The sequence below is a fragment of the Myxococcaceae bacterium JPH2 genome (assembly GCA_016458225.1).
Lineage (GTDB): Bacteria > Myxococcota > Myxococcia > Myxococcales > Myxococcaceae > Citreicoccus.
Genome location: JAEMGR010000001.1, coordinates 877,250 through 898,767 on the forward strand (window position 1 = coordinate 877,250; position 21,518 = coordinate 898,767).

A 21,518-nucleotide genomic window follows, 5' to 3' on the forward strand; every position below is an offset into this window, starting at 1 on the left:
TCCGGTTGCATGGGAGTGGTCCACCGCGCACGGGGGCGGGTGCATGCCGGCACGCCAGGAGATAAACCGGAGCCCATGCGAACCCTTCGCACCGCCCTCGTCGTCAGTTTCCTCGGAACCCTGGCCGCGTGCTCCGACTCACCCGGAACACCGGCAGATGCACCGGACTCGGGTGTCGTGCGGAACAACGACGTCGCGCCCCCGGACCGCACGAGCTGCACCGGACTCACCCTGGGCCCTGGCACCGCCGAGTACTCGATTCAGGGCGGAGGCCGGACTCGGCAGTACACCGTGCACGTGCCGCCGGGCTACGACGCCACCAAGCCCACGCCGGTCATCTTCGCGTTCCACGGCTTCACCTCGAACCGCTTGGAGATGGAGCAGCTCACCCAGCTCTCCGCCCTGGGCGACACCGAGGGCTTCATCACCGTGTACCCACTGGGGCTCGACGCGCACGACCTCTTCGGGGTGAGCGGCGTCGATGCGGGCACCACGAGCTGGAACGCGGGCGGTGCGTGCTGCGGGCCCGCGCAGCTCGCCAACGTGGACGACGTGGGCTTCGTGGACGCCATGCTCGCGGACCTCGACACGAAGGTGTGCGTGGATCCGCGCCGCACCTTCGCCACCGGCTTCTCCAACGGGGCCTTCCTCGCGTACCGACTGGCCTGTGAGCGCGCCCAGCGCTTCGCCGCCATCGCGCCCGTGTCCGGCATGGTGGGCGTCGCGCCTTGCTCGCCCTCGCGGCCCGTGCCCGTCCTGCACTTCCACGGCACCGCGGACGCCACCATCGCCTTCGACGGCGGCACCGTGGCCTTCGCCACCGCGCCCTACCCGTCCGCTCCGGACTCGGTGCGGAAGTTCGCCGAACTCAATGGCTGCACCGGCCCGCTCCAGCAGACCTATGCCAAGGGCGACAGCACCTGTGAGGCCTACACCGGCTGCACTCCCGCCAGCGCCACCGCCAGCCTCTGCACCATCCAGGGCGGACTGCACGCGTGGCCCGGCCAGCCGCTCTACAACAATGGCACCCGCGACCTGGATGCCTCGCGCGAGCTGTGGCGGTTCTTCCAGGCCCGGCCTCGGCCGTGACGCTGCACCCGCGCGCCGTCATCATCAACGCGGATGACCTGGGCTACGACCCGGCGGTGACGCGCGGCATCCTCCGCGCCCTGCGCGAGGGCATCGTCACCTCCGCCACCCTCCTGGTGAACACGCCCTGGTCCGCGCAGGCCGCGCGCGACGCGGAAGGGCTGTCCGTGGGCCTGCACCTGAACCTCGCGCGAGGCACGCCCGCGTGGAGCGCCTTCCCCGCCGCGCTCCTGAACGACGGCCTGTTCGACGAGTCCCGAGCCGCCGCGCTGCCACCCGACGTGGTCGAGGCCGAGTGCCTCGCCCAGCTCGAACGATTTCAAAGCCTCGCGGGCCAGCGCCCCACGCACGTGGACGTGCACAAGCACCTGCACCGCCACCCCGACGTGCGGGAGGGACTCATCCGAGCCGCCCGAGCCACCGGGCTCCCCGTGCGCGCGCTCGACCCGACCATGCACCGCGCCTTCGCCGCGCGAGGCGTGGCCTCTCCGTCCCACTTCCTGGGCGAGACGGGCGCCACCGCGCACTGGACGCTGGAGCGACTGGAGGCCACCGTGAACACCCTCCCCGCCGAGGGCATCACCGAGCTGATGTGTCACCCAGGCTTCGCGCCCGAACAGGTGAAGAGTCGCTACAGCGCCCAACGCGAGGTGGAGCTGGCCACGTTTCTTCACCCTCGCGCGAAGCAAGCCCTGGCGCGCGCGGGCGTGACGACGGTGGACTTCCGCGCCCTCACTGCCGAGGCGCGCTGACCGGATCCGCGTCCGCATGGGACGAGCCGGAGGCCGCGCGCCAGCGGGGCTCCAGGGCCAGCACATTGCGAACTCGCGCCACCAGCTCATCCGGGCTGTAGGGGCGCGCGCACAGCGAGGCGTCCTCCTGGGCCCACCACGGTCGCTCGTCCCCGGCCAGGAGGATGGGCACCGGACGGGCGCGCGGCAGGGTGGCGAAGGTCTCCAGGAAGACCCCCACCTGTCCATGCGCGGCGCTGGTGGACAGCACCACCAGGTCCACCGGCAGGTGCGTGGCCCGGCGCAGTGACTCCGCGCCGTCGTGCACCGTGAGCACCTCGAAGCCCTCCGCGCGCAGCACGCGCTCGGCCACCGCCCCCTGGGTCGAGTCCTCGTCCAGCAGCAGCACGCGCCGAGGCAGCCGCTTCACCTCGTGCGGCGGCATGCGGGGCAGGCACACCGTGAAGGTGGAGCCCTCGCCCTCCGCGCTCGTCAGCGACAGCCCTCCACCGTGCATCTTCGCGATGGAGTGGCTGATGAACAGCCCCAGCCCCAGCCCGCCGAAGTTGCGGTGCGACACGTTGCGCGCCCGGTAGAAGCGCTGGAACACCTGGGACTGGTCCGCGCCCGGAATGCCGATGCCTCGGTCCTGCACGTGGATGCGCGCCTCGCCCGCCAGCCGATCCACCTTCACGCCAATGGACTCGCCCGCCGGGCTGTACTTGTGCGCGTTCTCCAGCAGGTTCACCAGCACCTGCTCCAGCCGGTCCCTGTCCCCCAAGACCCAGACGCACTCGCGCGGCACATCCACGGAGAAGGGCCGCTCGAAGGCATGGCGGAAGTGGTCCACCACCTCCGCCACCAACTGCCCCACCTCCAGCGGCGCGAGCTGCAACGCCAGGCGCCCCAGCTCCAGCCGGCTGGCGTCCAGCAGGTCATCCACCAGGCCTCCCAGCCGGTCCACCTGACGCTTGGCCTTGAGCACGCCCCCCAATTCCACCGGCTGTCCCGCGGCGAGCCTCCGCTCCATGGAGTACAGGCCCAGTTTCAGCGGCGTCAGCGGCGTCTTCATCTCGTGCGAGGCGATGGACATGAACTCCTCGCGCACCCGCAGCGCCGCCTGCGCCTCGCGCAAGAGCCGCGCGTTCTCCACCGCCACCGCGAGCTGATTGGCCGCGGCGCTCCACAGCTCCAGCTCGCGCACGGAGAAGGACGTGCCCTGCTCCTTGTAGAGCAGCAGCAGCCCCACCGTGCGGCGCGGCGCGCACAGCGGCACCGCCGCGAAGATGGAGCCCATCGCGTCGCCGTAGCCCCGCTGGATGCCGAGCTGCGGCTGTCGCGTGGCCAGCGCCTGGCGGAACGGATCATCCGCGGGGTCGAACGTGTCTTCCGGCGCCTCCGAGCCCGCCAGGTCCGACACCGCGCCCCGGCGCAGCGGCTGCCCGTCCTCCTCGGAGAGGAACACCTCCGCGCGGCGCACCTGCGCGCAGCGCACCAGCGCCACCACCGCGGCGGCGCAGACGCTGTCCACCTCCAGCGACTCGCCCACCGCGCGGGCAATCTCCTGCACCGCCTGCGAGAAGGCCCCCTCGTCGTCCACCCCCGAGGGCTCCATCACCAGCCAGGAGCCCGCCGGCTCGCCCACCCGCGTGGGCCACACCTGCACGCGCACCTGCCGCAGCGCCCGGGTGATGACGTGCCCGGAATGCGAGTGCCCTTCCCGGATGGCCCGCTCCACGGCGTCCAGGCTCCGGCCGCGCTCCAGCACGTCCAGCAGCCCGCCGCCGGGGCGCAGCTCCACGCCCGTCTTCGCGGCGAAGCCCTCCTCGCACCACTGCACCCGCAGGTCCGGCCCCACGCGCACCATGGCCTGGGGCAGACCCGCGAGGACGTCCTCGATGTCGTGGGGGAGCGGCATGCGCGACGGGAAGGGGGGAGGGGGCGAGCGCTGGATTATGGCTCCTCGGCGGACCGCCGAACTCGCCTCGCGCTCCAATCCAGCGCGTTGGACGTCTCTGGCGTTGGACCGCCAACACACGCGGGGGCTCAGCAGCCAGGGAGCCGACGGTGGGGAAAGGGATGCATTGGCCCATGCGTGTGCTAGACGACAGCCGCATGCCTTCCCAGCCGTCCAAGGACCTCCAGACGTTCCCCAACCCGGCCCCCGAGCGCGACTATGAGATCGCCTTCGACTGCCCGGAGTTCACCTGCCTGTGCCCCATGACGGGCCAGCCGGATTTCGCGCGCTTCACCATCAAGTACGTGCCCGACCAGAAGTGCGTGGAGCTCAAGAGCCTCAAGCTCTACATGTGGGCCTACCGCAACGAGGGCGCGTTCCACGAGAAGGTGACCAACACCATCGCGGACGACATCATCCGCGCCATCCAGCCGCGCAAGCTCACCGTGGTGGGCGACTTCTTCGTGCGCGGCGGCATCGGCACCATCGTCACCGTCACGCACGAGAAGAAGTAGGACGCGAGGGCCCGCGTCGCGGGCTTACTCCTCCGTCTTCTTCATGATGTCGTCGGCGCCCTTCTGGAGCTCTCCGCCCAGTCGGTCCGCCGCCTTGTGCACGTTCTCCAGCTGTCGCGCGGCGGCAGCTTGGGGATCCGTCCGCGCGGGCCGGTTCATCACGTACCAGACGGCGCCCAGCACCACGCCCAGGCCCACCACAAAAGTCACGATGCGTCCCATGGGGATTCTCCTTGTCCCGCCTCAGCGGGTGAGGTGCTGCACGAGCGGCGCCCACTGCGCCTGGGTGAAGTAGAGCCCGGTGCCCGCCGCGGTGACGACGGCCGCCGCCGCCGCGAGCACCCACTTGAGACGCCCTCCCGACGCGCGCGGGCGAGGCGCATCGAAGGCCTCCATCACCCCCAGCTCCTTCTGCGTGAGGTGCGCCAGCGCCTCCGTCTCCGTCAGCTTCTGCCGGAAGCGCAGGAAGGCCACCAGCAGCGCCGCGTGGGACACCTGCACCTCGTGCGCGAGGAACACGTCCAGCTCGCGCCGCATGGCCGCCGCGTCCGGGAAGCGCTCCTCGGGCTTCACCTCCAGGGCCCTGCGGACGATGCGCGCCAGGGGCGCGGGCACGCCCGGCGCCACCTTGTGCAAGGGCGGGTACTTGCCGTCGCGGATCCGCGCGAACACCTCGCCCGCCGTCTTGCCTTGGAAGGGCCGCGCGCCAGTGAGGGCTTCGTAGAGCAGCACGCCCAGCGAGAAGATGTCCGTGCGCGCGTCCAGCGGCGCGCCCGTCACCTGCTCCGGGGACATGTACGAAGGCGTGCCCACCGCCATGCCCTGCTGCGTGAGCGCCTCCAGGCCCACGTCCTTGGCGATGCCGAAGTCCATCAGCTTCACCTCACCGGACTTGGTGAGCATGACGTTGGCGGGCTTGAGGTCGCGGTGGATGATGCGGCGGAAGTGCGCGTGGTCCAGCGCGCTGGCGATGCGCGCGCCCACCACCGCGGCCACGTCCGGAGGCAGCGGGCCTTCCTTGATGAGCGTGTGGAGCGTGGGCCCGTCCACGTACTCCATCACCATGAAGAGGGACTCGCCCTTCTCCACCAGGTCATAGAGCGTGACGATGTTCTGGTGACGGAAGGCGGCCAGCGCCAGCGACTCACGACGGAAGCGCGACACGGCTTCCTTGTCGTGCTGTCCCTCGGGCAGCAGCTCCTTGATGGCCACCTCGCGCTGGAGCATCTCGTGGAGGCCGCGATACACGAGCGCCATTCCGCCTCGGCCCAGCTCGCCGAGGATGCGGTAGGCGCCAATCTTCCGATGACGAACGGGCTTCTCGGCTACGGGCACGGGGCCAGAGGCTACCGATTCGAGCCGCGAGCGTCGATGCCCCGGGCCCGCTTCCTCCTCGGGCAGGTGTGACGACACACCGTGAGACACGGCCCGTGTGTCACGACCGGCGCGCTACACTCGCGAGACCATGCGCCGTACCCCCCCTCGCCTCTCGCGCGTCTCCCTCGGAGCGCTCTGCTTCGACCCGCGCATGCCTCCGCCCAGGTCGCACAAATTCCATGACAGCAGCAGACCGGACGGGCGCGGGGAGGACCGCGCGTGAGTTCCACCGAAGTTCCTGACGCACTGCCCCTTCCGTCCCCCACCGCGGACAGCCCGGACTTCACGCTGCTGGACGGGGGTGCCCAAGCGTATCCGCGCATGCTGGCGGCCATCGCGGGCGCCCAGCGGCGCGTGCACCTGGAGGTCTATGCCTTCGAGCGCGAGGGCGTGGGCTCGCGCTTCGTGGACGCGCTGATCGCGGCGTGCCGGCGCGGCGTGGACGTGAAGGTGGTGGTGGATGGCTGGGGCAGCGCGAACAGCAGCCACCAGTTGTCGGCGGAGCTGCGGGACGCGGGCGCGCGGGTGCGCGTCTACAACCCGCTGACGTCGTTCTTCAGCGGTCGCGCGTGGCGCAACCACCGCAAGATTCTCCTCGTCGATGACGCGGTGGCCTTCCTCGGCGGCATCAACATCGGGGACGACTACGCGGCCCATGGCGAGGACCCGGGCTGGGCGGACCTGGCGCTGGAGCTGCGCGGAGACATCTGCCGGCAGCTCGGGGCGCACCTGGACGCGGGCACGTCCGAGCTGACCTCGGGGCCCGTGAGCGTGTTCCTGTCTGGCTTTGGCGGCGGCCATCGGCTTCGCAAGCGCTACCTGTCCGCCATCGAGCGCGCGACCCAGGAGGTCATCCTCGCGCACGCGTACTTCCTGCCGGACAGCGCCTTCGTGAAGGCCCTCAAGCGCGCGGCGCGGCGGGGCGTGAAGGTGTCACTGCTGTTGGCGGGGCGCAGCGACGTGGTGTTCGCCCGCGCGGCGACCATGCGCCTGTACCACTCGCTGCTGAAGGCAGGGGTCCGCATCTACGAGTGGACGGCCTCCACGCTGCACGCGAAGGCCGCGGTGATGGATGGCTGCACCGTGCTGGTGGGCAGCTTCAACCTGGATCCGCTGTCGCTGGTGAACCTGGAGACGCTGGTGGAGGTGAAGGAGGCGGGCGTGGCGGCCCAGGCCACCACGTGGCTGACGCAGCACGTGGCCAGCGCCCGCGCCGTCACGCTGAACGAGTGCGGCCGCTCCCGACTCCAGCGCTGGCTGCTGGACGTGGTGGGGCTGACCGTGGCGCGCCTGGCCGAGCACTTCGCCAACTTCGTCGGCCGGCGTCGGGTGCGCTGAGGCGTCCGGGGTGAGCGAGGCGCCCGGCCCTCCGCGCGCGCGCCGTCCGCCGACCCGGGAGTCCCGAGCGCCACGCCGTCCGGGATGCGCTCGGCATGAAGCAGCCCCACCCTTCCTCGACCACGCGCGCCACGCCACGGCCGGTCGGCGCGCCAGCGGGAGGACGAGGCCATGACCGAGCGAGAGGCGTACCTGCGGAAGCTGGAGGCGGAGAAGCAGCACCTGTCCGCGCGCATCGACGAGCTGAGCGCCCAGGCCGACATCGAGCGGACCGATGAGGCCCTCGCTGAACTCACCGGCGCCCGCCAGCGCGAGCAGGACTTCGACCGCGAGATGGCCGCGCTGAAGCAGGCGGACGCGCAAGACTTCCAGCGGCTGAAGGACGGCCTGGAGCGGCTCCGCGTGCGCACCGATTCGTTCCTCCGGAGCGCGGAGTCGCGCGCCAGCGCCCTGCGCGAGGGCTACCGGCGCAAGCGGGAGGCCGAGCTGCGACAGCTGGGCGCGCAGTTCGATGAGTACACCGCCACCCTGCGCCGCACCCGCGCCGAGGACGCCCTGCTCACGCGGAGGGAGGTCGAGTTCTTCCGGCAGGGCTTCCTCACCACCAGCGACCTGCTCCAGCGGCTGGGCAGCTCGCGAGGCAAGAGCTGGGCGGAGACCCGGGCGGAGTACGAGCGCGCGTGGCGAGACCTCCGGGAGTCCTCGCAGCGGATTCGCGCCGACGCCTTGGACCGCGAGGCCGAGCCGCCGTCCGCGCACTCCTGAAGCTCGGGGGGCCGGGCGCGAAGTTCACGCGGCTGTCACGGGAACGACCCGTCCGGGAGCGAGCGAGAATGGAACCGCTGCGCTCGGGCGTTGTGAGGCCCTAGACTCCCCGCGCGACCCAATGCCTGCTCCCTCCGCCAAGCCCCCTCATCATCCCGTCCTCGCCGCCATCGACGTGGGCACCAATGCCGTGCGCCTGGAGCTGGCACGGCCCGACGCGGACGGCGCCCTGGAGACGCTGCACCAGGAGCGAGACCCCATCCGCCCCGGTGAGGGCGTCTTCGCCACCGGCGTGATGCCCGCCGAGACGGCCGACCGCCTGCTCTCCACGCTGCGGCGCTACGCCGCCCTGTGCCGGCGCCACAAGGCCCAGGTGCGCGCGGTGGCCACCAGCGCCCTGCGCGAGGCGCGCAACCGCGATGACATCGTCCGGCGCGTGCACGAGGAGGCCGGGCTCCATCTGGAGGTCGTGAGCGGCAAGGAGGAGGCGCGGCTCATCTGCCTGGGCGTGCTGCACCGCAAGCCCGCGTCCACCCGCTCGCTCCTCGTGGACATCGGCGGCGGCAGCACCGAGGTCGCCACCGCGGTGGGCGAGCGACCCGACAACCTCTGGAGCCTCGCGCTCGGCTCGGTGCGGCTCACCGAGGTGTTCGACGCCTCCCGCAAGGTGACGCCCAAGCAGCTGCGCCTGATGCGCAGCTTCGTGTCCGAGGTCCTCCGCAAGACGCTGCCCGCGGACCTGCCCCCGCTGCCCAAGGTGGCCCTGGGCTCCTCGGGCACCATCAACGCGGTGGTGTCGTTCGCCGCGGGAGAGAACGGCGGCAACGCCTCCTCGCGACAGCTCACCCAGGCGGTGGAGACGCTGGCGGACCTGACGCCAGAGCGACGGCGCAAGCGCTTCGACCCGCGCCGCGCGGACATCATCACCTCCGGCGCCGTCATCCTCGAAGGCGTGGTGAAGCACCTGGGCGTGGACTCGGTGAGCGTCGTCAACCGCGGCCTGCGCGATGGCCTGCTGGTGGACCTGCTCTACCGCCAGGACGAGACGCGCGATGACCACAGCCTCGCCGACGCGGCGCTCGTCATCGGGCGGCGCTTCCTCTTCGACGAGAAGCACGCCCGGCAGGTGGCGCGGCTGGCATTGGCCCTCTTCGATGACCTCGCGTCGCTGCACCAGCTCCCGCTGTCGGCGCGGCCCCACCTGGAAGCGGCGGCGCTGCTGCATGACATCGGCAACGCGGTCAACTACGAGCGCCACCACAAGCACACGTACTACCTCATCCGGAACGCGGACATCCCCGGCCTCGCGGATGGCGAGCGCGAGGTGATTGCGCGCGTCGCCCGCTACCACCGCCGCAGCCCGCCTGACCCCAGGCACTCGGGCATGGAGGGCCTCACCCCGCCCGAGGTCCGCACCGTGCGCAAGCTCGCCACGCTGCTGCGGGTGGCGGACTCGCTGGACCGCAGTCACCACCAGCCCATCAAGGCGCTGAAGGCCACCCACGGACGGGACGGCGTGGCCATCCACCTCACCACGCGCCAGCCCGTGGACCTGGAGCTGTGGAACGCGGAGCGCGAGGTGCTGCCCTTCCGCCGCGTCTTCGGCAAGCGCATCTCCTTCCACGTGCACCACCCGCAGCGCTAGGGCCGCCCGTCTCCCCGGACGCCGTCCGACGGGGAGACCCGCGCGCGTTGCTCCCCACCCTCGCCATGGCCAGCGTCCGAGGCGCGGGGCTTCGTCACGAGCCCCTCTTTTCGGGAGCGGCCCCACGGGCCAGGAGCGCGCGATGAAAGCGGTGGTCTTCCATGGTGTGGGTGACATCCGACTGGACGACGTGCCCGAGCCACGCCTCGAGCGGCCCACCGACGCCATCGTCCGGCTGAGCGCGAGCGCCATCTGCGGCACGGACCTGCACATGGTTCGCGGCACCCTGCCGGGGATGAAGCCCGGCACCATCCTCGGACACGAGGGGGTGGGCTACATCGAGGCGCTCGGCGACGACGTGCGCAACTTCGACGTGGGCGACCGCGTGGTCATCCCCTCCACCATCGCCTGCGGCAACTGCGTCTACTGCCGGGCCGGCTACACCTCGCAGTGTGACGTGGCCAACCCGAACGGCTCCGGCACGGCCTTCTTCGGCGGCCCCGAGTCCTCGGGCAGCTTCCCCGGCATGCAGGCCGAGAAGGTGCGCGTGCCCTTCGCGAACGTGGGGCTGGTGCGCGTCCCGGAGGGCGTCAGCGACGAGCAGGCCATCCTCATCTCCGACATCTTCCCCACGGGCTACATGGCCGCGGAGCTGGCCGAGGTGACGCCCGGCGACACCGTGGCGGTGTTCGGCGTGGGGCCCGTGGGGCTGTTCGCCATCGCCAGCGCGCTGCTGATGGACGCCGGCCGCGTGTTCGCCATCGACTGCCATCCGGACCGGCTGGAGCTGGCCCGAGCGCGGGGCGCCGAGGTCATCAACTTCGACAAGGAGGACCCCGTGGTGGCGCTGCGGCGGCTCACCGGGGGCATCGGCGTGGATCGCGCCATCGACGCGGTGGGCATCGACGCCGTGCATCCCCACCACGGCCCGGGTGGACTCAAGGCCCGCGCGGACAAGGCCGGCTTCCAGCAGGAGCAGCGGACCACCGTGCCGCACGCGAAGCCCGCGGGCGCCAACTGGGTGCCCGGGGACGGGCCCTCCCAGGCGCTGCGCTGGGCCGTCTCCGCCCTGGCCAAGGCGGGCACGCTGTCCATCATCGGCGTCTATCCGGAGACCGCGCGCAGCTTCCCCATCGGCGAGGCGATGAACAAGAACCTCACGGTCAACATGGGCAACTGCAACCACCGCCCCTACATCCCCCGGCTCCTGGAGCTGGTGCGCTCGGGCGCGGTGGACCCGACCTCCGTCATCAGCCACGTGGAGCCCATGACGGGCGCGCTCGAGGCCTACCGCAACTTCGACCTGCGCAAGCAGGGCTGGATGAAGGTGGAGCTGGAGCCCATGCTCTCGCAGTAGCGAGGCGTTCCGCCCTGTCTCACGCGGCCTTCAGCAGGGCGGGCTCCAGGCGCGAGCCCGAGGGCAGAGCCTCGCCCTGTCGCTCCACCACCGTGACGAGCCTCGCCGCCATGCCGTCCGGGCCCACCCGCGCGTCCATCGCGCCAGGGTCCACGGACAGGAAGCGCACGCCGGTGCCCTCCAGCTCCGCGGCCCAGATGCGGCCCAGCTGGTCCATGGCCACCTTGGACACGCCCGCTGCGCCCCAGCGCGGCTGCGCCTCCGCGTCCGAGGACACGTGCATCACCAGCCCGTGCCCTCGCCGCACCATGGCCTTCGCGAGGGCATGGGTGATGCGGAACGGCCCCATCACGCTCGTCTCCAGCACGGAGGCCAGGTAGTCGCTCGCCGTGGCCAGCAGCGGCGACAGCGGCGTGCGCCCCACCGTGCCCGCGGTGTGCACCAGCACGTCCAGCGAGCCCACCAGCGACGTCGCGATGTTCAGCAGGGGCTGGACCGCCTCCGCGTCTCCCACGTCGCACGCCAGGCCGTACACCTCCAGGCCCTCTTCGCGCAGGGGATGGAGCGCCGCCTCCAGCGCCTTCCCGTCGCGGGCCACGCCCACCACCCGAGCCCCGCGCCGCGCGAGGGCGCCCACCAAGGCCAGCCCGAGCCCTCGGCTCGCGCCCGTCACCAGCGCCGCAGTTCCTACGAGTTTCATGCGACCACCTCCGGACGCGGCAGGCCTTACCTCAAGCCCGCCCATTCGTTGGAACGCGCGCCATTCCTTTGGCAGATTGCCAATACATGAGCGACACCGAAGAGGACCTGGCGGGCCGCCTGGCGCGCAACATCCGCACCCTGCGCGAGCGCCGAGGCGCCACCCAGGCCCAGCTGGCGAAGCTGGCGAGCGTACCTCGGGCCACCTGGGCCCACCTGGAGTCCGGCGCCGCCAACCCCACCCTGGCCGTGCTGCACAAGGCCGCGGCGGCCCTCCAGGTGTCGTTGGAGGAGCTGCTGGCCCGGCCCCGCGCGAACGCCCGCCACTACCCGCGCGAGAGCCTGCCGGTGCGCATGCGGGGCGCCGGCATGCTGCGCAAGCTCCTGCCGGATCCGCTCCCCGGCATGGAGTTCGACCGCATCGAGCTGCCCCCCAAGGTGCGCCTCACCGGCGTGCCGCACACGGCCGGGACGCGCGAGTACCTCGCCTGCGAATCCGGCGAGATGATCCTCGTGGCCAGCGGCGAGCGCTTCGTGCTCGCGCCGGGCGACGTCGTCGTGTTCCGGGGCGACCAGAAGCACTCCTATGAGAACGGCGGCGCGCGCACCGCGGTGGGCTACTCCGTCGTGCTGCTGGCCCCGCCGAGCTGAGCGAGGAACGCGTCCAGCGCGGCGTTCACCGCCTCGGGCGCATCGAGCTGGGCCCAGTGACCCACGCCCTCGATGGGCCGCGACGGCAGGTCCGCCACCAGCCGGTGATACGAACCCGGCGCGTCATTGAACCGCGTGACGACGCTCAGCCGAGGGCCCCGGTAGCGCTTCAGCGCCGCCACCGGGTCGAAGGTGAGCAGCGCCCCCAGCGGTCCACTCACCGCCGCGCGCGGGGTGCGTTGCAGGTCCGCGAGGATGCGCGCCCGCACCTCGGGACGCGAGTCCGCGAACATCGGGGACCAGAACTGCTCCACCACCTGCACCCACGCCTCTGAGTCCAGCGCGGCCATCATCCCCTGGGCCTGCTCGGGCGGAATGTCCCGACCGTCCGACGCCGGGTCGAGGAGGAACAGCCCCGCCACCGCCTCCGGATGCGCGGCGGCCTGCGCCACGCACACCGCCCCGCCCAGGCTGTGGCCCACCAGCACGTAGCGCGTCAGGCCCAGCCTGTGCACCACCGCCTCGACATCCTCCGCCAGCGCCTCCACCGAGTAGCGCCCATCCGAGGGCACCGCCGAGCGCCCATGCCCGCGCAGGTCCAACGCAATGGCCCGCCGGCTCCGACGCACGTGCGCGAGCTGCGCCGCCCAGTGCTCGGTGTTGCCTGCGCTCGCGTGGACGATCACCACCGGCACGCCACCCTGTCCCCCATCGTCGACGTACAGCGCTCCCGCGGGCCCTTGCATGACATCCCTCCCAAGTCGCTGGCGCGCGGCAGTGCGCGCCCGATGCCGCATTGAGTACGGGGCATCCCTGACAGAAACTGTCACCAATGGTTCGGACCGAACGGGTGATGGGACTGTTGGATTTCCTGCGCGGGCGCGAGGCCACCACGGTCGCGGAGATTGCCTCCGCGCTGCGGGTGAGCCCGCGCACGGTGCACCGGGACCTCGCCACGCTGCGCTCGATGGGGCACCCCATCGAGAGCGACACTGGGCCCGGAGGAGGCGTGCGCCTGGAGGGAGCGCGCGGGGTGACGGCCGTGCACCTCTCGCCGGAAGAAGTGGCCTCGCTGTGGCTGGCGGCGAACCTGTCGGCCACGGCCACCGGGCTGCCCTGGAGCCGGAGCACGCGCTCGGCGCTCCACAAGCTGTTCGCCAGCGTGCCCCGTGAACGGGCCCGCCACCTGCGCGCCCTCTGCGAGCGCGTCATCGTGGGACGCCCTGCCTCCACGCGCGTGCTGGCGGAGGCGGGGACCCCCTCGGAGGAGCTGCTCGGCGTGTTCGAGCGGGCCTTCGCCGCGCAGGTGTGCCTGTCCTTCGACTACCGCGACCGCCATGGCCAGCCGAGCCGCCGCTGCGTGGAGCCGCACGGCCTGCTGGTGGAGGCCCCCGTCTGGTACGTGCTCGCGTTGGACGTCGAGCGCGACGCGGCCCGCATGTTCCGAATGGACCGCATCTCCCGGCCGAGGCTCGTCCCCGAGCGCCCCTTCGTGCCGGACTTCGAGGGCCTGCGCGCCCGAGCCATGGCGCAGCGCGAGCAACCGCCTCCTGGCTGAGCCCGGCTACTCCAGCCCCTCGTCCGTCAGCACCCGCGCGCCCTTCTGGCGCTGCGTGAGGGGGCGGTAGCGACGGGCCACCATGGTGCTCAACTTGAAGGGCAGCTCCCGCTCGCGCTCCACGCGCTCGGCCCGCGCCACCAGGGTCTCCTTGGTGAAGCGCTCCGACCGCTCCAGCCCCACGAGGATGCGGTTCGTCGTGGGGGGCACCTCGAAGACGGACACGCCGCGGAAGCTCACCTGGTAGGTGCGCACCATGGCGGCGTAGTGCGGGTTGGCGGCGGACTCCCACAGGTTGCCCACCACCGCGCCGTTGCGCGCCAGCCGCTCCCGCGTGGCGCCGAGGAACTCCCGCGTGGCGAGGTGGCGCGGGATGTTCTCCGCGTCGAACGCGTCCAGGATGATGAGCCCGTATTCGGGCCCCTCGGCGTCCATGAAGGCCCGGGCATCCGCCACGTGCACCCGGAGCTGCCCGTCCTCCTCAAAGCCGCAGTACAGCTTCGCCGCGTCGACGACCTCGGGGTCGTTGTCCACCACGTCGATGTGCACCTCGGGCAGCACCGCGCGCAGGAACATGGGGATGGCGCCGCCGCCCAGGCCCACCACGAGCACGCTCTCGGGCTCGGGCACGAAGGCCAGTCCCACCATCGCCATGCGCGTGTATGGCAACTCCAGCCGCAAGGGCTCGCCGGGCCACACCGTGCTCTGTCGGGCCCCGCCCTCGCTGAACCGCAGCGAGCGACAGCCTTCGGAGTCTTCGGTGACGATGACGCGCGAACTCTTGGCGTGCTCAGCCGGCATCGCGCCCGTAGTACCACGCGGTGAGCGCCAGCCGGGAGGCGTGGGTGGGCAGCACCTCGTGCTCCAACCGCTCGCTCAGGAACACCACCAACGTGTCGAGCCGGGGCGACACCTCCACGGGGGCCTCGCCCTCCGGATACAGCCGGAGCTGGCCCCCATGCGCGGGCTCCCAGTCCGAGTTCGCGTACCAGATGGCCGTGACCCGCCGGTTGGACTGGCCCGGAAAGGCGTCCAGGTGCCGGGCATAGCGCGCGCCGCCTCCCGGGTAGCACGCGAGCTGGAGGTCGAAGCGGCCCAGCCCCAGATAGGCGCCCGAGGACAGCGCCTCGCCCAGCGCCTGGAATCGCTCCCACAACGCACCGAGCGCCGAGTCCGATTGGGGCAACACCCAATCCACATGGTCTCCCCGCACGTGTGAATCCACCGTGCGGTCCGCGCCGCGCCGGATGCCCGCGGGGTGCAACGTCCCCGCGGCCACCCGCGCGCGTGCCTCATCTCGGACCGCGCGCGCCTCGACCTCTCCGAGGAGCGATGTCCGCAGGAAGTAGCCGCGCGCACCCAGCGCCTCGACCTCCGCGTCCGTCAGCTCCAAGGGCAGGGCCTCCGGGCCCCCCCACCGTCTGTGCATGAATGCACACGCTGCCCCAGACGCCCGTCCGTGGGAAGCGGATACACTGCGCGGATGGCGCGCCTCTCGCGAGTCCTCAGCGTCCTCGCCGCCGCGGTGCTCGGCGCGGCGGGCACATGGCTGCTCCTCCGTCCGCCCTCGGTCTCGCTGCCCGACACCCCCTCGGTGGCGCAGCAGATGCGCGAGGTCGCTCGCCTGGAGACGCTGGACGTCTCGCTCTACAAGAAGGTCGTCTTCGCCCCCCAGCCCGAGGCCCAGGACGCGCTCTGGAAGGACGTCATCGCCTGGGCGAAGTACACGCTGCAAGACCCGCACGGCCGCGCCATCGTCTTCGCGGACGCGCACCTGGGCTTCGACTTCCAGCGCTTCGGCCCCGAGAGCCTCCGCGTCACGGGCACCCGCGTGGACGTCGTCCTGCCGCCCCTGGAGGTCCAGGTGTCGCTGCGGCCCGGCGAGACGGAGATCATCGACTCCAACCTGGACAGCGCCCAGACGGCCGAGCTGCTGGAGAAGGCCCGCCTCGCCTTCGAGCGCGAGGTGCGCGAGGACGCGCGCCTGCGCGAGCGTGCCCGCCAGTCGGCCGAGCGCGCGCTGCGGGCGCTCCTCCTCACGCTGGGCTACCGCGAGGTGCGCTTCGTCGACCGCCTGCCCATGGGCACCGCCGGCTGAAGCGTCACGCGCGCGACAGTCCGTCCGCGGTGAGCCGGAACAAGCCCGGGATGCCGTCTGGCGCGTGCCCCAGGCGGATGAGCGCCTCGCGCGAGGCCTCGTCCGACTCGCGGCACAGCAGCGCCAGCTCGCGCCGTCCGAGGCTCACCTGGAGCGGGCCCTCTCCGGCCTGGGACACCACGCGGCGCCACTGCGCGCGGGTCAGCAGTCGCGCGCCGTCGTGCCCATCGCCCTCGGCCACCGCCCAGAGTCCGGTGAAGGCCTCGGCCTGGCGCACCTCGCCCTGGTCGATGACCACCGGGTGCACTGGCGCGGGTCGCGCTTCCAGGTTGCGCCAGGCCACGGCGTCCACCGCGTCCGCCGTCAGCCCCGCGCCCTCCAGCGCGGACGCCGGCAGGTAGCGCACGAAGTCCGAGTCCTCCAACACGTAGAACACGTCCATCCCCGCGGGCCCCGGCCGGCGCAGCGCGCCCACCGCTCCCGCCGGGAAGTCCGCCGGACGCAGCACCGGGCGCAGGCGCGCCTCCAGCCGCGCATCCGCCGCACCCAGCTCCGAGGACAGCCCGCCCAGCCGCGCCGCGAGCGCGTCCACGTAGGCCGTGAGCCCTCGCGTCCCAGGCGCCTCGCGATACGCGCCGTAGAGCGAGCCCAGGTCCACCCGCCCCACGCCCCCCGTCACGAGCTTGAGCAGGAGGTCCTTGCCCTGGCGCCGGAAGGCCACGCCCGCGCGGCCCAGCGCCGCGGCCAGCGCGGCGGTGAACTCCGGACGCAGCACCTGCTCCTGCGGCGTGGGAGGAGGCGGCAGCTCCACGGCCTCCAGCTCCTCTTTCAGCAGCCGCGTCTCCGCGTCGAACGGATCTCTCGCGAGCGCATCCGCCACATAGGCCCGGGCGCGCTCGGCCTCGCCCCGACGCAGCGCGAGCACCGCGAGCACCTTGAGCACCTCCGGGTCGTCGGGCCCGAGCGCCATCGCGTCGCGCAGCTCCACCTCCGCGTCGCCGTGCCGCTCCAGGCCGAGCAGCGCGCGCGCCAGTCCCAGCCGCACCGGGATGTCGCGTGGGAAGTCGCGGCGCAGGGCCTCCAGCAAGGGCAAGGCCTCGCGCTCGGCGCCCGCGTTGACGAGCGCATGGGCCACCACGAGCCGAGGCGTGGGGCCGCTGCCCCTGCGAGCCGCGTCGCGCAGCGCGGACAGCTCCGCGTCGGCCAGCACGGCGCCGGACTCGACCTTGCGACGCAGTTGCTCCAGTTCCAGGGGGGATGTCACGGCGCGAACTCTAGTGGGGGGCCTCGGCTCCGCCCAGCCCCGGGTCCGCGTCCGAAGGCTGCGGCGCGCCCTGCCTCCCGAGGAAGTCATCCAAGGCGCCCACGTCGATGGGCTTGCGGAACACCGCGTCCACCAGCGCGAGGCTGGCGCGGTTCTGCCCGCGCACGTCCATGCCGGTGACGATGGCCAGGAGCGCCTGCGGTGAGCGCTCGCGAAGCGCCTTCGCCAGCTCCCAGCCGGACATCTCCGGCATCACCGCGTCCAACAGCGCGGCGTCAAAGCGGCGCCGGTCCCACAGCTGGAGCGCCACCTCGGGGCTGTGGGCCACCTGCACGTCGTAGCCTTCCTCGGTCAGCACCTCGGCCATCATCCGCGCGTTGTCCAGGTCGTCATCCACCACGAGCACGCTGCGCGTCTGCTGGAAGCGCCGGTTCGGCTCCGGCAGAGCCTCTTCGTCGGTGGGCTCGGCGGTGGGAGCCCGCGCCTCCGTCACGCGCGGCAGCCGCACCACGAAGGCCGCTCCCGGTCCTCGCTCCGAGTTCTCCGCGGACAGCTCTCCCCCCCACCGCTGCACCTGCGCGCGCGCCACCGCCAGGTAGAGCGAGAGCTGGGGCGCGCCCGGGTCGCGGCGCAGCGGATCAAACAGCCGAGACAGCTCCTCCACCGCGTAGGGCGGTCCCTGGTCCTCGATGCGCAGGGACAGCCACGCGTCGCCCTCGCGCTTCGTGGAGACATGCAGCGTGCCCCCGGACTCCATGCGGTCGCGCGCGGACAACAGCAGGTTCACGATGAGTTCGCGGAAGAACCCCGCGTCGGCGCGCACCTCGCCAGGGCCGCCCAGGTCCAGCTCGACGTGGACGGGGTGCTCGCGCTGCTCCAGCTCGCCGCGCGACAGCTCCAGCGCCTCGCGCACCGTCTGGTCCACCGGCACGTCGGACAGTCGTTCCTCCGTGCGCTGGACGTTGAACTCCTGGAGCCGCGCCACCAGCTCGCCAATCTGCCGCACCGTCTTGTCGAGCGCCTCCAAGTGCTCGGGCTTGTACTCGCGCTGCAGGAGCGTGATGCGCAGCCGCAGCACGTTGAGGAAGTTGTTGAGCGCGTGCGCCGCGCCGCTGGCCAACTGCCCCAGGGCCTGCTGACGCGTGCGCCGCAACAACTGTCCTTGGAGTCGTCGCAGCTCGTCGTGCGCGCTCTCCAGGGCCTTGGTCTTGTTGACGGACTCGGTGCGGTCCGTGAAGGTCTGGATGACGCCGGCCAGCTCGCCGTCCTCTTCCCAGACGGGCGTGGCGGACAGCTCCAGGGCGGCCTCCTCGCCGTCAGGCCGCTCCACCCGCATCATCACCCCGCGCACCGGGCCGTGCTCTCGCAGGGCGCGCAGGTACGGCATGTCCTGCGCGTGGAAGGGCTCATCGGAGGTGTGGCGCGCGTTGACCTGCGACAGCACGGGCGCCATCGAGCTGACGGGACGCGCGCCCACCACCGCGCGCATGGGCACGCCCATCAGCCGGCTCACCGGCGGCGTGACGAAGGACACGGTGCCGTCCACCTCGGCCAGGAGGATGCCCACGTCCACGTGGTTGAGCACCGACTCCATCACCGCCGCCTCGCGAAACCGCACCTCCTCCGTCTTCAGCACGCGCGCGTAGGACGCCTGCGCGGACGCGTCCGCCTCCCACACCAGCTCGGACACCAGCTCCGCCACGTGCGGATCCAACCGTCCATGGCGCCGCGCGTAGACGTAGAAGATGATCTCCGCGAGCGACTTGAACTCGCGCGTGAGGTCGTCCGGCTCGAAGTTCTGTTCGTACCGGTAGGCCCCGTGCGAGCGCACCACCTCCGGCCACAGCCGAATGGCGTCTTCGCCCCGGTCCTTGAGCAGCCGGGCGAGTTCGTCCAGGAGCCGGCGCAGGGGCGCGCGCAGGTCCTTGCCGGGGATGTCCACCTCGTACGTCTCCGCGCGCAGTCGCTTGGCCCACAGGCGAGTGATGCGCTCGCGCTCGGTGTCGAGCAGCTCGCGAAGGGCGACGATGGCGTTGGCGGTGGTGGGCACGCTCAAGGCAGCAACGTGTGCATGCCGGCTCGGGCAGGCCACCCGTGCGCCCGCCCGCTCGCCCATGGCCACGACCCGCGTCCACCGCCACCTTTCGGGCGACCGCATGCCAATGAACGACCGCAGACAGGACGACCTGGAGCAGCCCCCCTTGTCGGAGCAGTCCATGGCCCAGCTCTTCCGCGGGGAGCTGAGCCGCTCGGACACCTGGCGCACCCGCCTGGACACGACGACGAACTGGGCGCTCACCACCACCGCGGCGGTCATCTCGTTCGGCTTCGCGTCCCCGGACAGCTCCCACGTCACCTTCCTCGTGGGCATCTGGATGGTGGTGTCCTTCCTCCTCATCGAGGCGCGGCGCTACCGCTACTACGACCTGTGGAACCGCCGCGTGCGCCTCTTGGAGGACGGCTGGTGGGCGCCCATGCTGCGGCGCGAGCCGGTGGATCCAGACGCACTGCGCGAGCTGGCGGTGGAGATGTCCCGGCCGCAAATCCAGCTCTCGCTCTCGTCCGCCATCGCCACGCGGCTCAACCGCGCCTACGGGCCCATCCTGATGGTCCTGCTCGTCACCTGGTTCTTCAAGGTGTACAGCCACCCGAGGCCACCCGACTCGTTCGGGGAGTTCCTCGACCGCGCCCGCGTGGCCTGGATACCGGGGGTGGTGGTGATGGGCATCCTCATCGTCATCACCCTGGGGGCGGCGTACTTGTTCCTCGCCTCGCTGTTCATCCGGGCGCCCATGGGCGAGCTGCGCACGCGCCCTCGGGGCCGCCGCGCCGCCCTGTGGGAGTCCTTCTACCGGCCCTACGCCATCCACCACCGCCGCCGGACGCGGCGTGCTCCCGCGACGCCCCCCGGCCCGCCCGCGCCCCGCCCGCCGTCTCCCCCGCTGTTCGAGCCGTAGCCCAAGCCCCGCCGGGCAGGCTCGCGCCCACTGGCGGACGCCTCCCTCGTTCATGGCGCCCATGTCCGAGGCTGAAGCCCTCGCGGATTCCTCCTTCCGGGGGCGGTGCTTTTGTGCTGTGTACCCCCGCCATGGCGAACACGCGCACTGTGACAATCATCAATGGCGACGGCATCGGACCCGAGGTGACGGCGGCCACCCTCCGCGTCCTCGAAGCGCTCAAGGTCCCGCTCGAGTTCGAGTTCAAGGACGCCGGCAGCGAGATCGTGGCCAAGTTCGGCACCAACCTCCCGCACGAGACCGTGGAAGCGGTCCTCCGCAGCGGCGTCGCGCTCAAGGGCCCCACCGGCACCGTAGTGGGCGGCGGCCTTCCCTCCGCGAACGTGGGCCTGCGCAAGCGGCTGGACCTCTACTCGTCCCTGCGCCCCGTCAAGAGCGTGCCCAACGTGAAGACGCGCTACGAGGGCGTGGACCTCGTCGTCGTGCGCGAGAACACCGAGGACCTGTACGCCGGCCTGGAGCACATCATCGTCCCGGGCGTCGTCGAGTCGCTGAAGATCATCACCGAGAAGGCCTCCACGCGCATCGCGCGCTTCGCCTTCGAGTACGCCAAGAAGGCCGGCCGCAAGAAGGTGTCCGCCGTCCACAAGGCGAACATCATGAAGCTCTCGGACGGCCTCTTCCTGGACTGCTGCCGCAAGGTCGGCCGTGAGTTCCCGGAGATCCAGTACGAGGAAGTCATCATCGACAACCTCTGCATGCAGCTGGTGAAGGACCCGACCCGTTACGACGTGCTGGTGACGGAGAACCTCTACGGGGACATCGTCAGTGACCTGTGCGCCGGACTCGTTGGCGGCCTGGGCCTGGTGCCGGGCGCGAACATCGGTGAGCGCACCGCCGTCTTCGAGGCCGTGCACGGCACCGCCCCGGACATCGCGGGCAAGGGCATCGCCAACCCCACCGCCCTGATGATGTCCGCGGTGATGATGCTGGACTGGATGGACCTGCGCGAGGAGTCCAAGCGCATGGCCAACGCCATCCTCAAGGTCTACGGCGACGGCAAGGTGCGCACCGGCGACCTGGGCGGCGGCGCGACCACCCGCGACTTCACCGACGCCGTCATCGCCGCGCTGTAATCAGCCGACCGTGACTCGGCGCACGCCCCGCGCCTCGAGCAGCGCGGGGAGTCGCTCCCGTTGATCGCCCTGGAGGACGAGCGTCCCGTCCTCCAGCGCGCCCCCGCAGCCCAGCGAGCCCTTGAGCGCCTTGAGCCACACCTCGAGCTGCGCCTCGGGCAGACCGAGCTGCTCCACCACCGTCACTTCCTTGCCGCCCCGGCCCTTGCGCTCCATGCGCACCACGGCGCGCGCGGGCCCCTTGGGCTCGGGCTTCGTGGCGGCCGGCTTCGGCGCGGGGCCAGTCGGCAGCGCGTCGCGCTGAGCAGCCAGCGCGGCGAACGGATTGTGGAAGGGCGCCGCGGGTGCCGGCGCCTCGTCCTTCTTGTCGCGCTTGCCCAT

Annotated in this window: 22 protein-coding genes; 12 read left to right on the forward strand and 10 right to left on the reverse strand. The window is 71.9% G+C overall.

The window, feature by feature from the left end; translation table 11 throughout:
• Positions 1-75 precede the first annotated feature (75 nt).
• Together JGU66_03630 and JGU66_03635 are read left to right on the forward strand one after the other, a co-directional pair.
• A complete protein-coding gene (locus tag JGU66_03630; GenBank protein ID MBJ6759838.1) occupies positions 76-1,089 on the forward strand; it encodes a hypothetical protein in 1,014 nt (337 codons plus the stop codon).
• A 2-nt stretch (positions 1,090-1,091) separates the two neighbouring features.
• Entirely contained in the window at positions 1,092-1,841 is a 750-nt protein-coding gene (locus JGU66_03635; protein ID MBJ6759839.1) for a ChbG/HpnK family deacetylase, read from the forward strand.
• Here the strand turns inward: JGU66_03635 and JGU66_03640 are convergent.
• Positions 1,822-3,738: a GAF domain-containing protein gene (locus tag JGU66_03640; GenBank protein MBJ6759840.1), complete on the reverse strand. Its 1,917-nt coding sequence runs from the start codon at positions 3,736-3,738 to the stop codon at positions 1,822-1,824. The genes JGU66_03635 and JGU66_03640 overlap by 20 nt on opposite strands.
• A 197-nt stretch (positions 3,739-3,935) precedes the next feature.
• Here JGU66_03640 and queF point away from each other — a divergent pair, with 197 nt between their 5' ends.
• Positions 3,936-4,292, forward strand: coding sequence for an NADPH-dependent 7-cyano-7-deazaguanine reductase QueF (gene queF / locus JGU66_03645; GenBank protein ID MBJ6759841.1), 357 nt, complete (start codon positions 3,936-3,938; stop codon positions 4,290-4,292).
• Positions 4,293-4,316: 24 nt separating this feature from the next.
• Here the strand turns inward: queF and JGU66_03650 are convergent, their stop codons facing one another.
• Together JGU66_03650 and JGU66_03655 are read right to left on the reverse strand one after the other, a co-directional pair.
• Complete coding sequence (locus JGU66_03650) at positions 4,317-4,514, reverse strand: hypothetical protein (protein MBJ6759842.1); 198 nt, start codon at positions 4,512-4,514, stop codon at positions 4,317-4,319.
• Between the two features lie 21 nt (positions 4,515-4,535).
• Positions 4,536-5,627 (reverse strand): serine/threonine protein kinase, encoded by a 1,092-nt coding sequence (locus tag JGU66_03655; protein MBJ6759843.1) that lies wholly within the window; start codon positions 5,625-5,627, stop codon positions 4,536-4,538.
• A 363-nt stretch (positions 5,628-5,990) separates the two neighbouring features.
• Between JGU66_03655 and JGU66_03660 the strand changes: the two genes are divergently transcribed.
• The 4 genes from JGU66_03660 to JGU66_03675 all read left to right on the forward strand — a co-directional run bounded on the left by JGU66_03660 (position 5,991) and on the right by JGU66_03675 (position 10,774).
• Positions 5,991-7,007 (forward strand): cardiolipin synthase B, encoded by a 1,017-nt coding sequence (locus JGU66_03660; GenBank protein MBJ6759844.1) that lies wholly within the window; start codon positions 5,991-5,993, stop codon positions 7,005-7,007.
• Between the two features lie 171 nt (positions 7,008-7,178).
• Positions 7,179-7,772 (forward strand): hypothetical protein, encoded by a 594-nt coding sequence (locus JGU66_03665; GenBank protein MBJ6759845.1) that lies wholly within the window; start codon positions 7,179-7,181, stop codon positions 7,770-7,772.
• Positions 7,773-7,893: 121 nt separating this feature from the next.
• Positions 7,894-9,417, forward strand: a complete 1,524-nt coding sequence (locus JGU66_03670; GenBank protein ID MBJ6759846.1) for a Ppx/GppA family phosphatase — start codon at positions 7,894-7,896, stop codon at positions 9,415-9,417.
• A 142-nt stretch (positions 9,418-9,559) separates the two neighbouring features.
• Positions 9,560-10,774, forward strand: a complete 1,215-nt coding sequence (locus JGU66_03675; GenBank protein MBJ6759847.1) for a glutathione-dependent formaldehyde dehydrogenase — start codon at positions 9,560-9,562, stop codon at positions 10,772-10,774.
• Between the two features lie 19 nt (positions 10,775-10,793).
• On the opposite strand, the gene JGU66_03680 is transcribed toward JGU66_03675, so the two are convergent.
• A complete protein-coding gene (locus JGU66_03680; protein MBJ6759848.1) occupies positions 10,794-11,474 on the reverse strand; it encodes an SDR family oxidoreductase in 681 nt (226 codons plus the stop codon).
• An 86-nt stretch (positions 11,475-11,560) separates the two neighbouring features.
• Between JGU66_03680 and JGU66_03685 the strand changes: the two genes are divergently transcribed.
• A complete protein-coding gene (locus JGU66_03685; GenBank protein MBJ6759849.1) occupies positions 11,561-12,124 on the forward strand; it encodes a helix-turn-helix transcriptional regulator in 564 nt (187 codons plus the stop codon).
• On the opposite strand, the gene JGU66_03690 is transcribed toward JGU66_03685, so the two are convergent.
• Positions 12,091-12,870 carry an alpha/beta fold hydrolase gene (locus tag JGU66_03690; protein ID MBJ6759850.1) on the reverse strand — a complete coding sequence of 260 codons (780 nt, stop codon included), beginning with the start codon at positions 12,868-12,870 and terminating at the stop codon, positions 12,091-12,093. The two genes, JGU66_03685 and JGU66_03690, sit on opposite strands and share 34 nt — an antisense overlap.
• Positions 12,871-12,956: 86 nt before the next feature.
• On the opposite strand from JGU66_03690, the gene JGU66_03695 reads away from it, so the two are divergent.
• Complete coding sequence (locus JGU66_03695; protein MBJ6759851.1) at positions 12,957-13,682, forward strand: WYL domain-containing protein; 726 nt, start codon at positions 12,957-12,959, stop codon at positions 13,680-13,682.
• 6 nt (positions 13,683-13,688) lie between these two features.
• Here the strand turns inward: JGU66_03695 and JGU66_03700 are convergent, their stop codons facing one another.
• Both JGU66_03700 and JGU66_03705 read right to left on the reverse strand, forming a co-directional pair.
• Complete coding sequence (locus JGU66_03700; protein MBJ6759852.1) at positions 13,689-14,483, reverse strand: fused MFS/spermidine synthase; 795 nt, start codon at positions 14,481-14,483, stop codon at positions 13,689-13,691.
• The gene (locus JGU66_03705; GenBank protein ID MBJ6759853.1) at positions 14,473-15,075 is read right to left on the reverse strand and encodes a 2OG-Fe(II) oxygenase; all 603 of its coding nucleotides are present in this window, start codon (positions 15,073-15,075) and stop codon (positions 14,473-14,475) included. The genes JGU66_03700 and JGU66_03705 overlap by 11 nt, the downstream gene beginning before the upstream one ends.
• Before the next feature lie 90 nt (positions 15,076-15,165).
• Here JGU66_03705 and JGU66_03710 point away from each other — a divergent pair, with 90 nt between their 5' ends.
• Entirely contained in the window at positions 15,166-15,780 is a 615-nt protein-coding gene (locus JGU66_03710; GenBank protein ID MBJ6759854.1) for a DUF4230 domain-containing protein, read from the forward strand.
• 4 nt (positions 15,781-15,784) lie between these two features.
• Here the strand turns inward: JGU66_03710 and JGU66_03715 are convergent, their stop codons facing one another.
• Both JGU66_03715 and JGU66_03720 read right to left on the reverse strand, forming a co-directional pair.
• Positions 15,785-17,134, reverse strand: a complete 1,350-nt coding sequence (locus tag JGU66_03715; GenBank protein ID MBJ6759855.1) for a tetratricopeptide repeat protein — start codon at positions 17,132-17,134, stop codon at positions 15,785-15,787.
• Complete coding sequence (locus JGU66_03720) at positions 17,055-19,160, reverse strand: response regulator (GenBank protein MBJ6759856.1); 2,106 nt, start codon at positions 19,158-19,160, stop codon at positions 17,055-17,057. Before JGU66_03720 ends, JGU66_03715 begins: the two co-directional genes overlap by 80 nt.
• Positions 19,161-19,200: 40 nt before the next feature.
• Here JGU66_03720 and JGU66_03725 point away from each other — a divergent pair, with 40 nt between their 5' ends.
• Positions 19,201-20,001, forward strand: coding sequence for a DUF2270 domain-containing protein (locus JGU66_03725; GenBank protein MBJ6759857.1), 801 nt, complete (start codon positions 19,201-19,203; stop codon positions 19,999-20,001).
• 131 nt (positions 20,002-20,132) lie between these two features.
• On the forward strand, positions 20,133-21,137 hold the full coding sequence (locus JGU66_03730; protein MBJ6759858.1) for an isocitrate/isopropylmalate dehydrogenase family protein: 1,005 nt from the start codon (positions 20,133-20,135) through the stop codon (positions 21,135-21,137).
• On the opposite strand, the gene JGU66_03735 is transcribed toward JGU66_03730, so the two are convergent.
• Positions 21,138-21,518: a translation initiation factor gene (locus tag JGU66_03735; protein MBJ6759859.1), complete on the reverse strand. Its 381-nt coding sequence runs from the start codon at positions 21,516-21,518 to the stop codon at positions 21,138-21,140.

What these genes read in the sequence shown, in the direction of transcription:
- JGU66_03630 (MBJ6759838.1), top strand. Translation starts at nt 76, where the DNA reads ATGCGAACCCTTCGCACCGCCCTCGTCGTCAGTTTCCTCGGAACCCTG.
- JGU66_03640 (MBJ6759840.1), bottom strand. Translation starts at nt 3,738, where the DNA reads ATGCCGCTCCCCCACGACATCGAGGACGTCCTCGCGGGTCTGCCCCAG.
- queF (MBJ6759841.1), top strand. Translation starts at nt 3,936, where the DNA reads ATGCCTTCCCAGCCGTCCAAGGACCTCCAGACGTTCCCCAACCCGGCC.
- JGU66_03650 (MBJ6759842.1), bottom strand. Translation starts at nt 4,514, where the DNA reads ATGGGACGCATCGTGACTTTTGTGGTGGGCCTGGGCGTGGTGCTGGGC.
- JGU66_03660 (MBJ6759844.1), top strand. Translation starts at nt 5,991, where the DNA reads ATGCTGGCGGCCATCGCGGGCGCCCAGCGGCGCGTGCACCTGGAGGTC.
- JGU66_03665 (MBJ6759845.1), top strand. Translation starts at nt 7,179, where the DNA reads ATGACCGAGCGAGAGGCGTACCTGCGGAAGCTGGAGGCGGAGAAGCAG.
- JGU66_03670 (MBJ6759846.1), top strand. Translation starts at nt 7,894, where the DNA reads ATGCCTGCTCCCTCCGCCAAGCCCCCTCATCATCCCGTCCTCGCCGCC.
- JGU66_03675 (MBJ6759847.1), top strand. Translation starts at nt 9,560, where the DNA reads ATGAAAGCGGTGGTCTTCCATGGTGTGGGTGACATCCGACTGGACGAC.
- JGU66_03680 (MBJ6759848.1), bottom strand. Translation starts at nt 11,474, where the DNA reads ATGAAACTCGTAGGAACTGCGGCGCTGGTGACGGGCGCGAGCCGAGGG.
- JGU66_03685 (MBJ6759849.1), top strand. Translation starts at nt 11,561, where the DNA reads ATGAGCGACACCGAAGAGGACCTGGCGGGCCGCCTGGCGCGCAACATC.
- JGU66_03690 (MBJ6759850.1), bottom strand. Translation starts at nt 12,870, where the DNA reads ATGCAAGGGCCCGCGGGAGCGCTGTACGTCGACGATGGGGGACAGGGT.
- JGU66_03695 (MBJ6759851.1), top strand. Translation starts at nt 12,957, where the DNA reads ATGGTTCGGACCGAACGGGTGATGGGACTGTTGGATTTCCTGCGCGGG.
- JGU66_03700 (MBJ6759852.1), bottom strand. Translation starts at nt 14,483, where the DNA reads ATGCCGGCTGAGCACGCCAAGAGTTCGCGCGTCATCGTCACCGAAGAC.
- JGU66_03710 (MBJ6759854.1), top strand. Translation starts at nt 15,166, where the DNA reads ATGGCGCGCCTCTCGCGAGTCCTCAGCGTCCTCGCCGCCGCGGTGCTC.
- JGU66_03715 (MBJ6759855.1), bottom strand. Translation starts at nt 17,134, where the DNA reads ATGACTTCCTCGGGAGGCAGGGCGCGCCGCAGCCTTCGGACGCGGACC.
- JGU66_03720 (MBJ6759856.1), bottom strand. Translation starts at nt 19,160, where the DNA reads ATGGGCGAGCGGGCGGGCGCACGGGTGGCCTGCCCGAGCCGGCATGCA.
- JGU66_03725 (MBJ6759857.1), top strand. Translation starts at nt 19,201, where the DNA reads ATGCCAATGAACGACCGCAGACAGGACGACCTGGAGCAGCCCCCCTTG.
- JGU66_03730 (MBJ6759858.1), top strand. Translation starts at nt 20,133, where the DNA reads ATGGCGAACACGCGCACTGTGACAATCATCAATGGCGACGGCATCGGA.
- JGU66_03735 (MBJ6759859.1), bottom strand. Translation starts at nt 21,518, where the DNA reads ATGGGCAAGCGCGACAAGAAGGACGAGGCGCCGGCACCCGCGGCGCCC.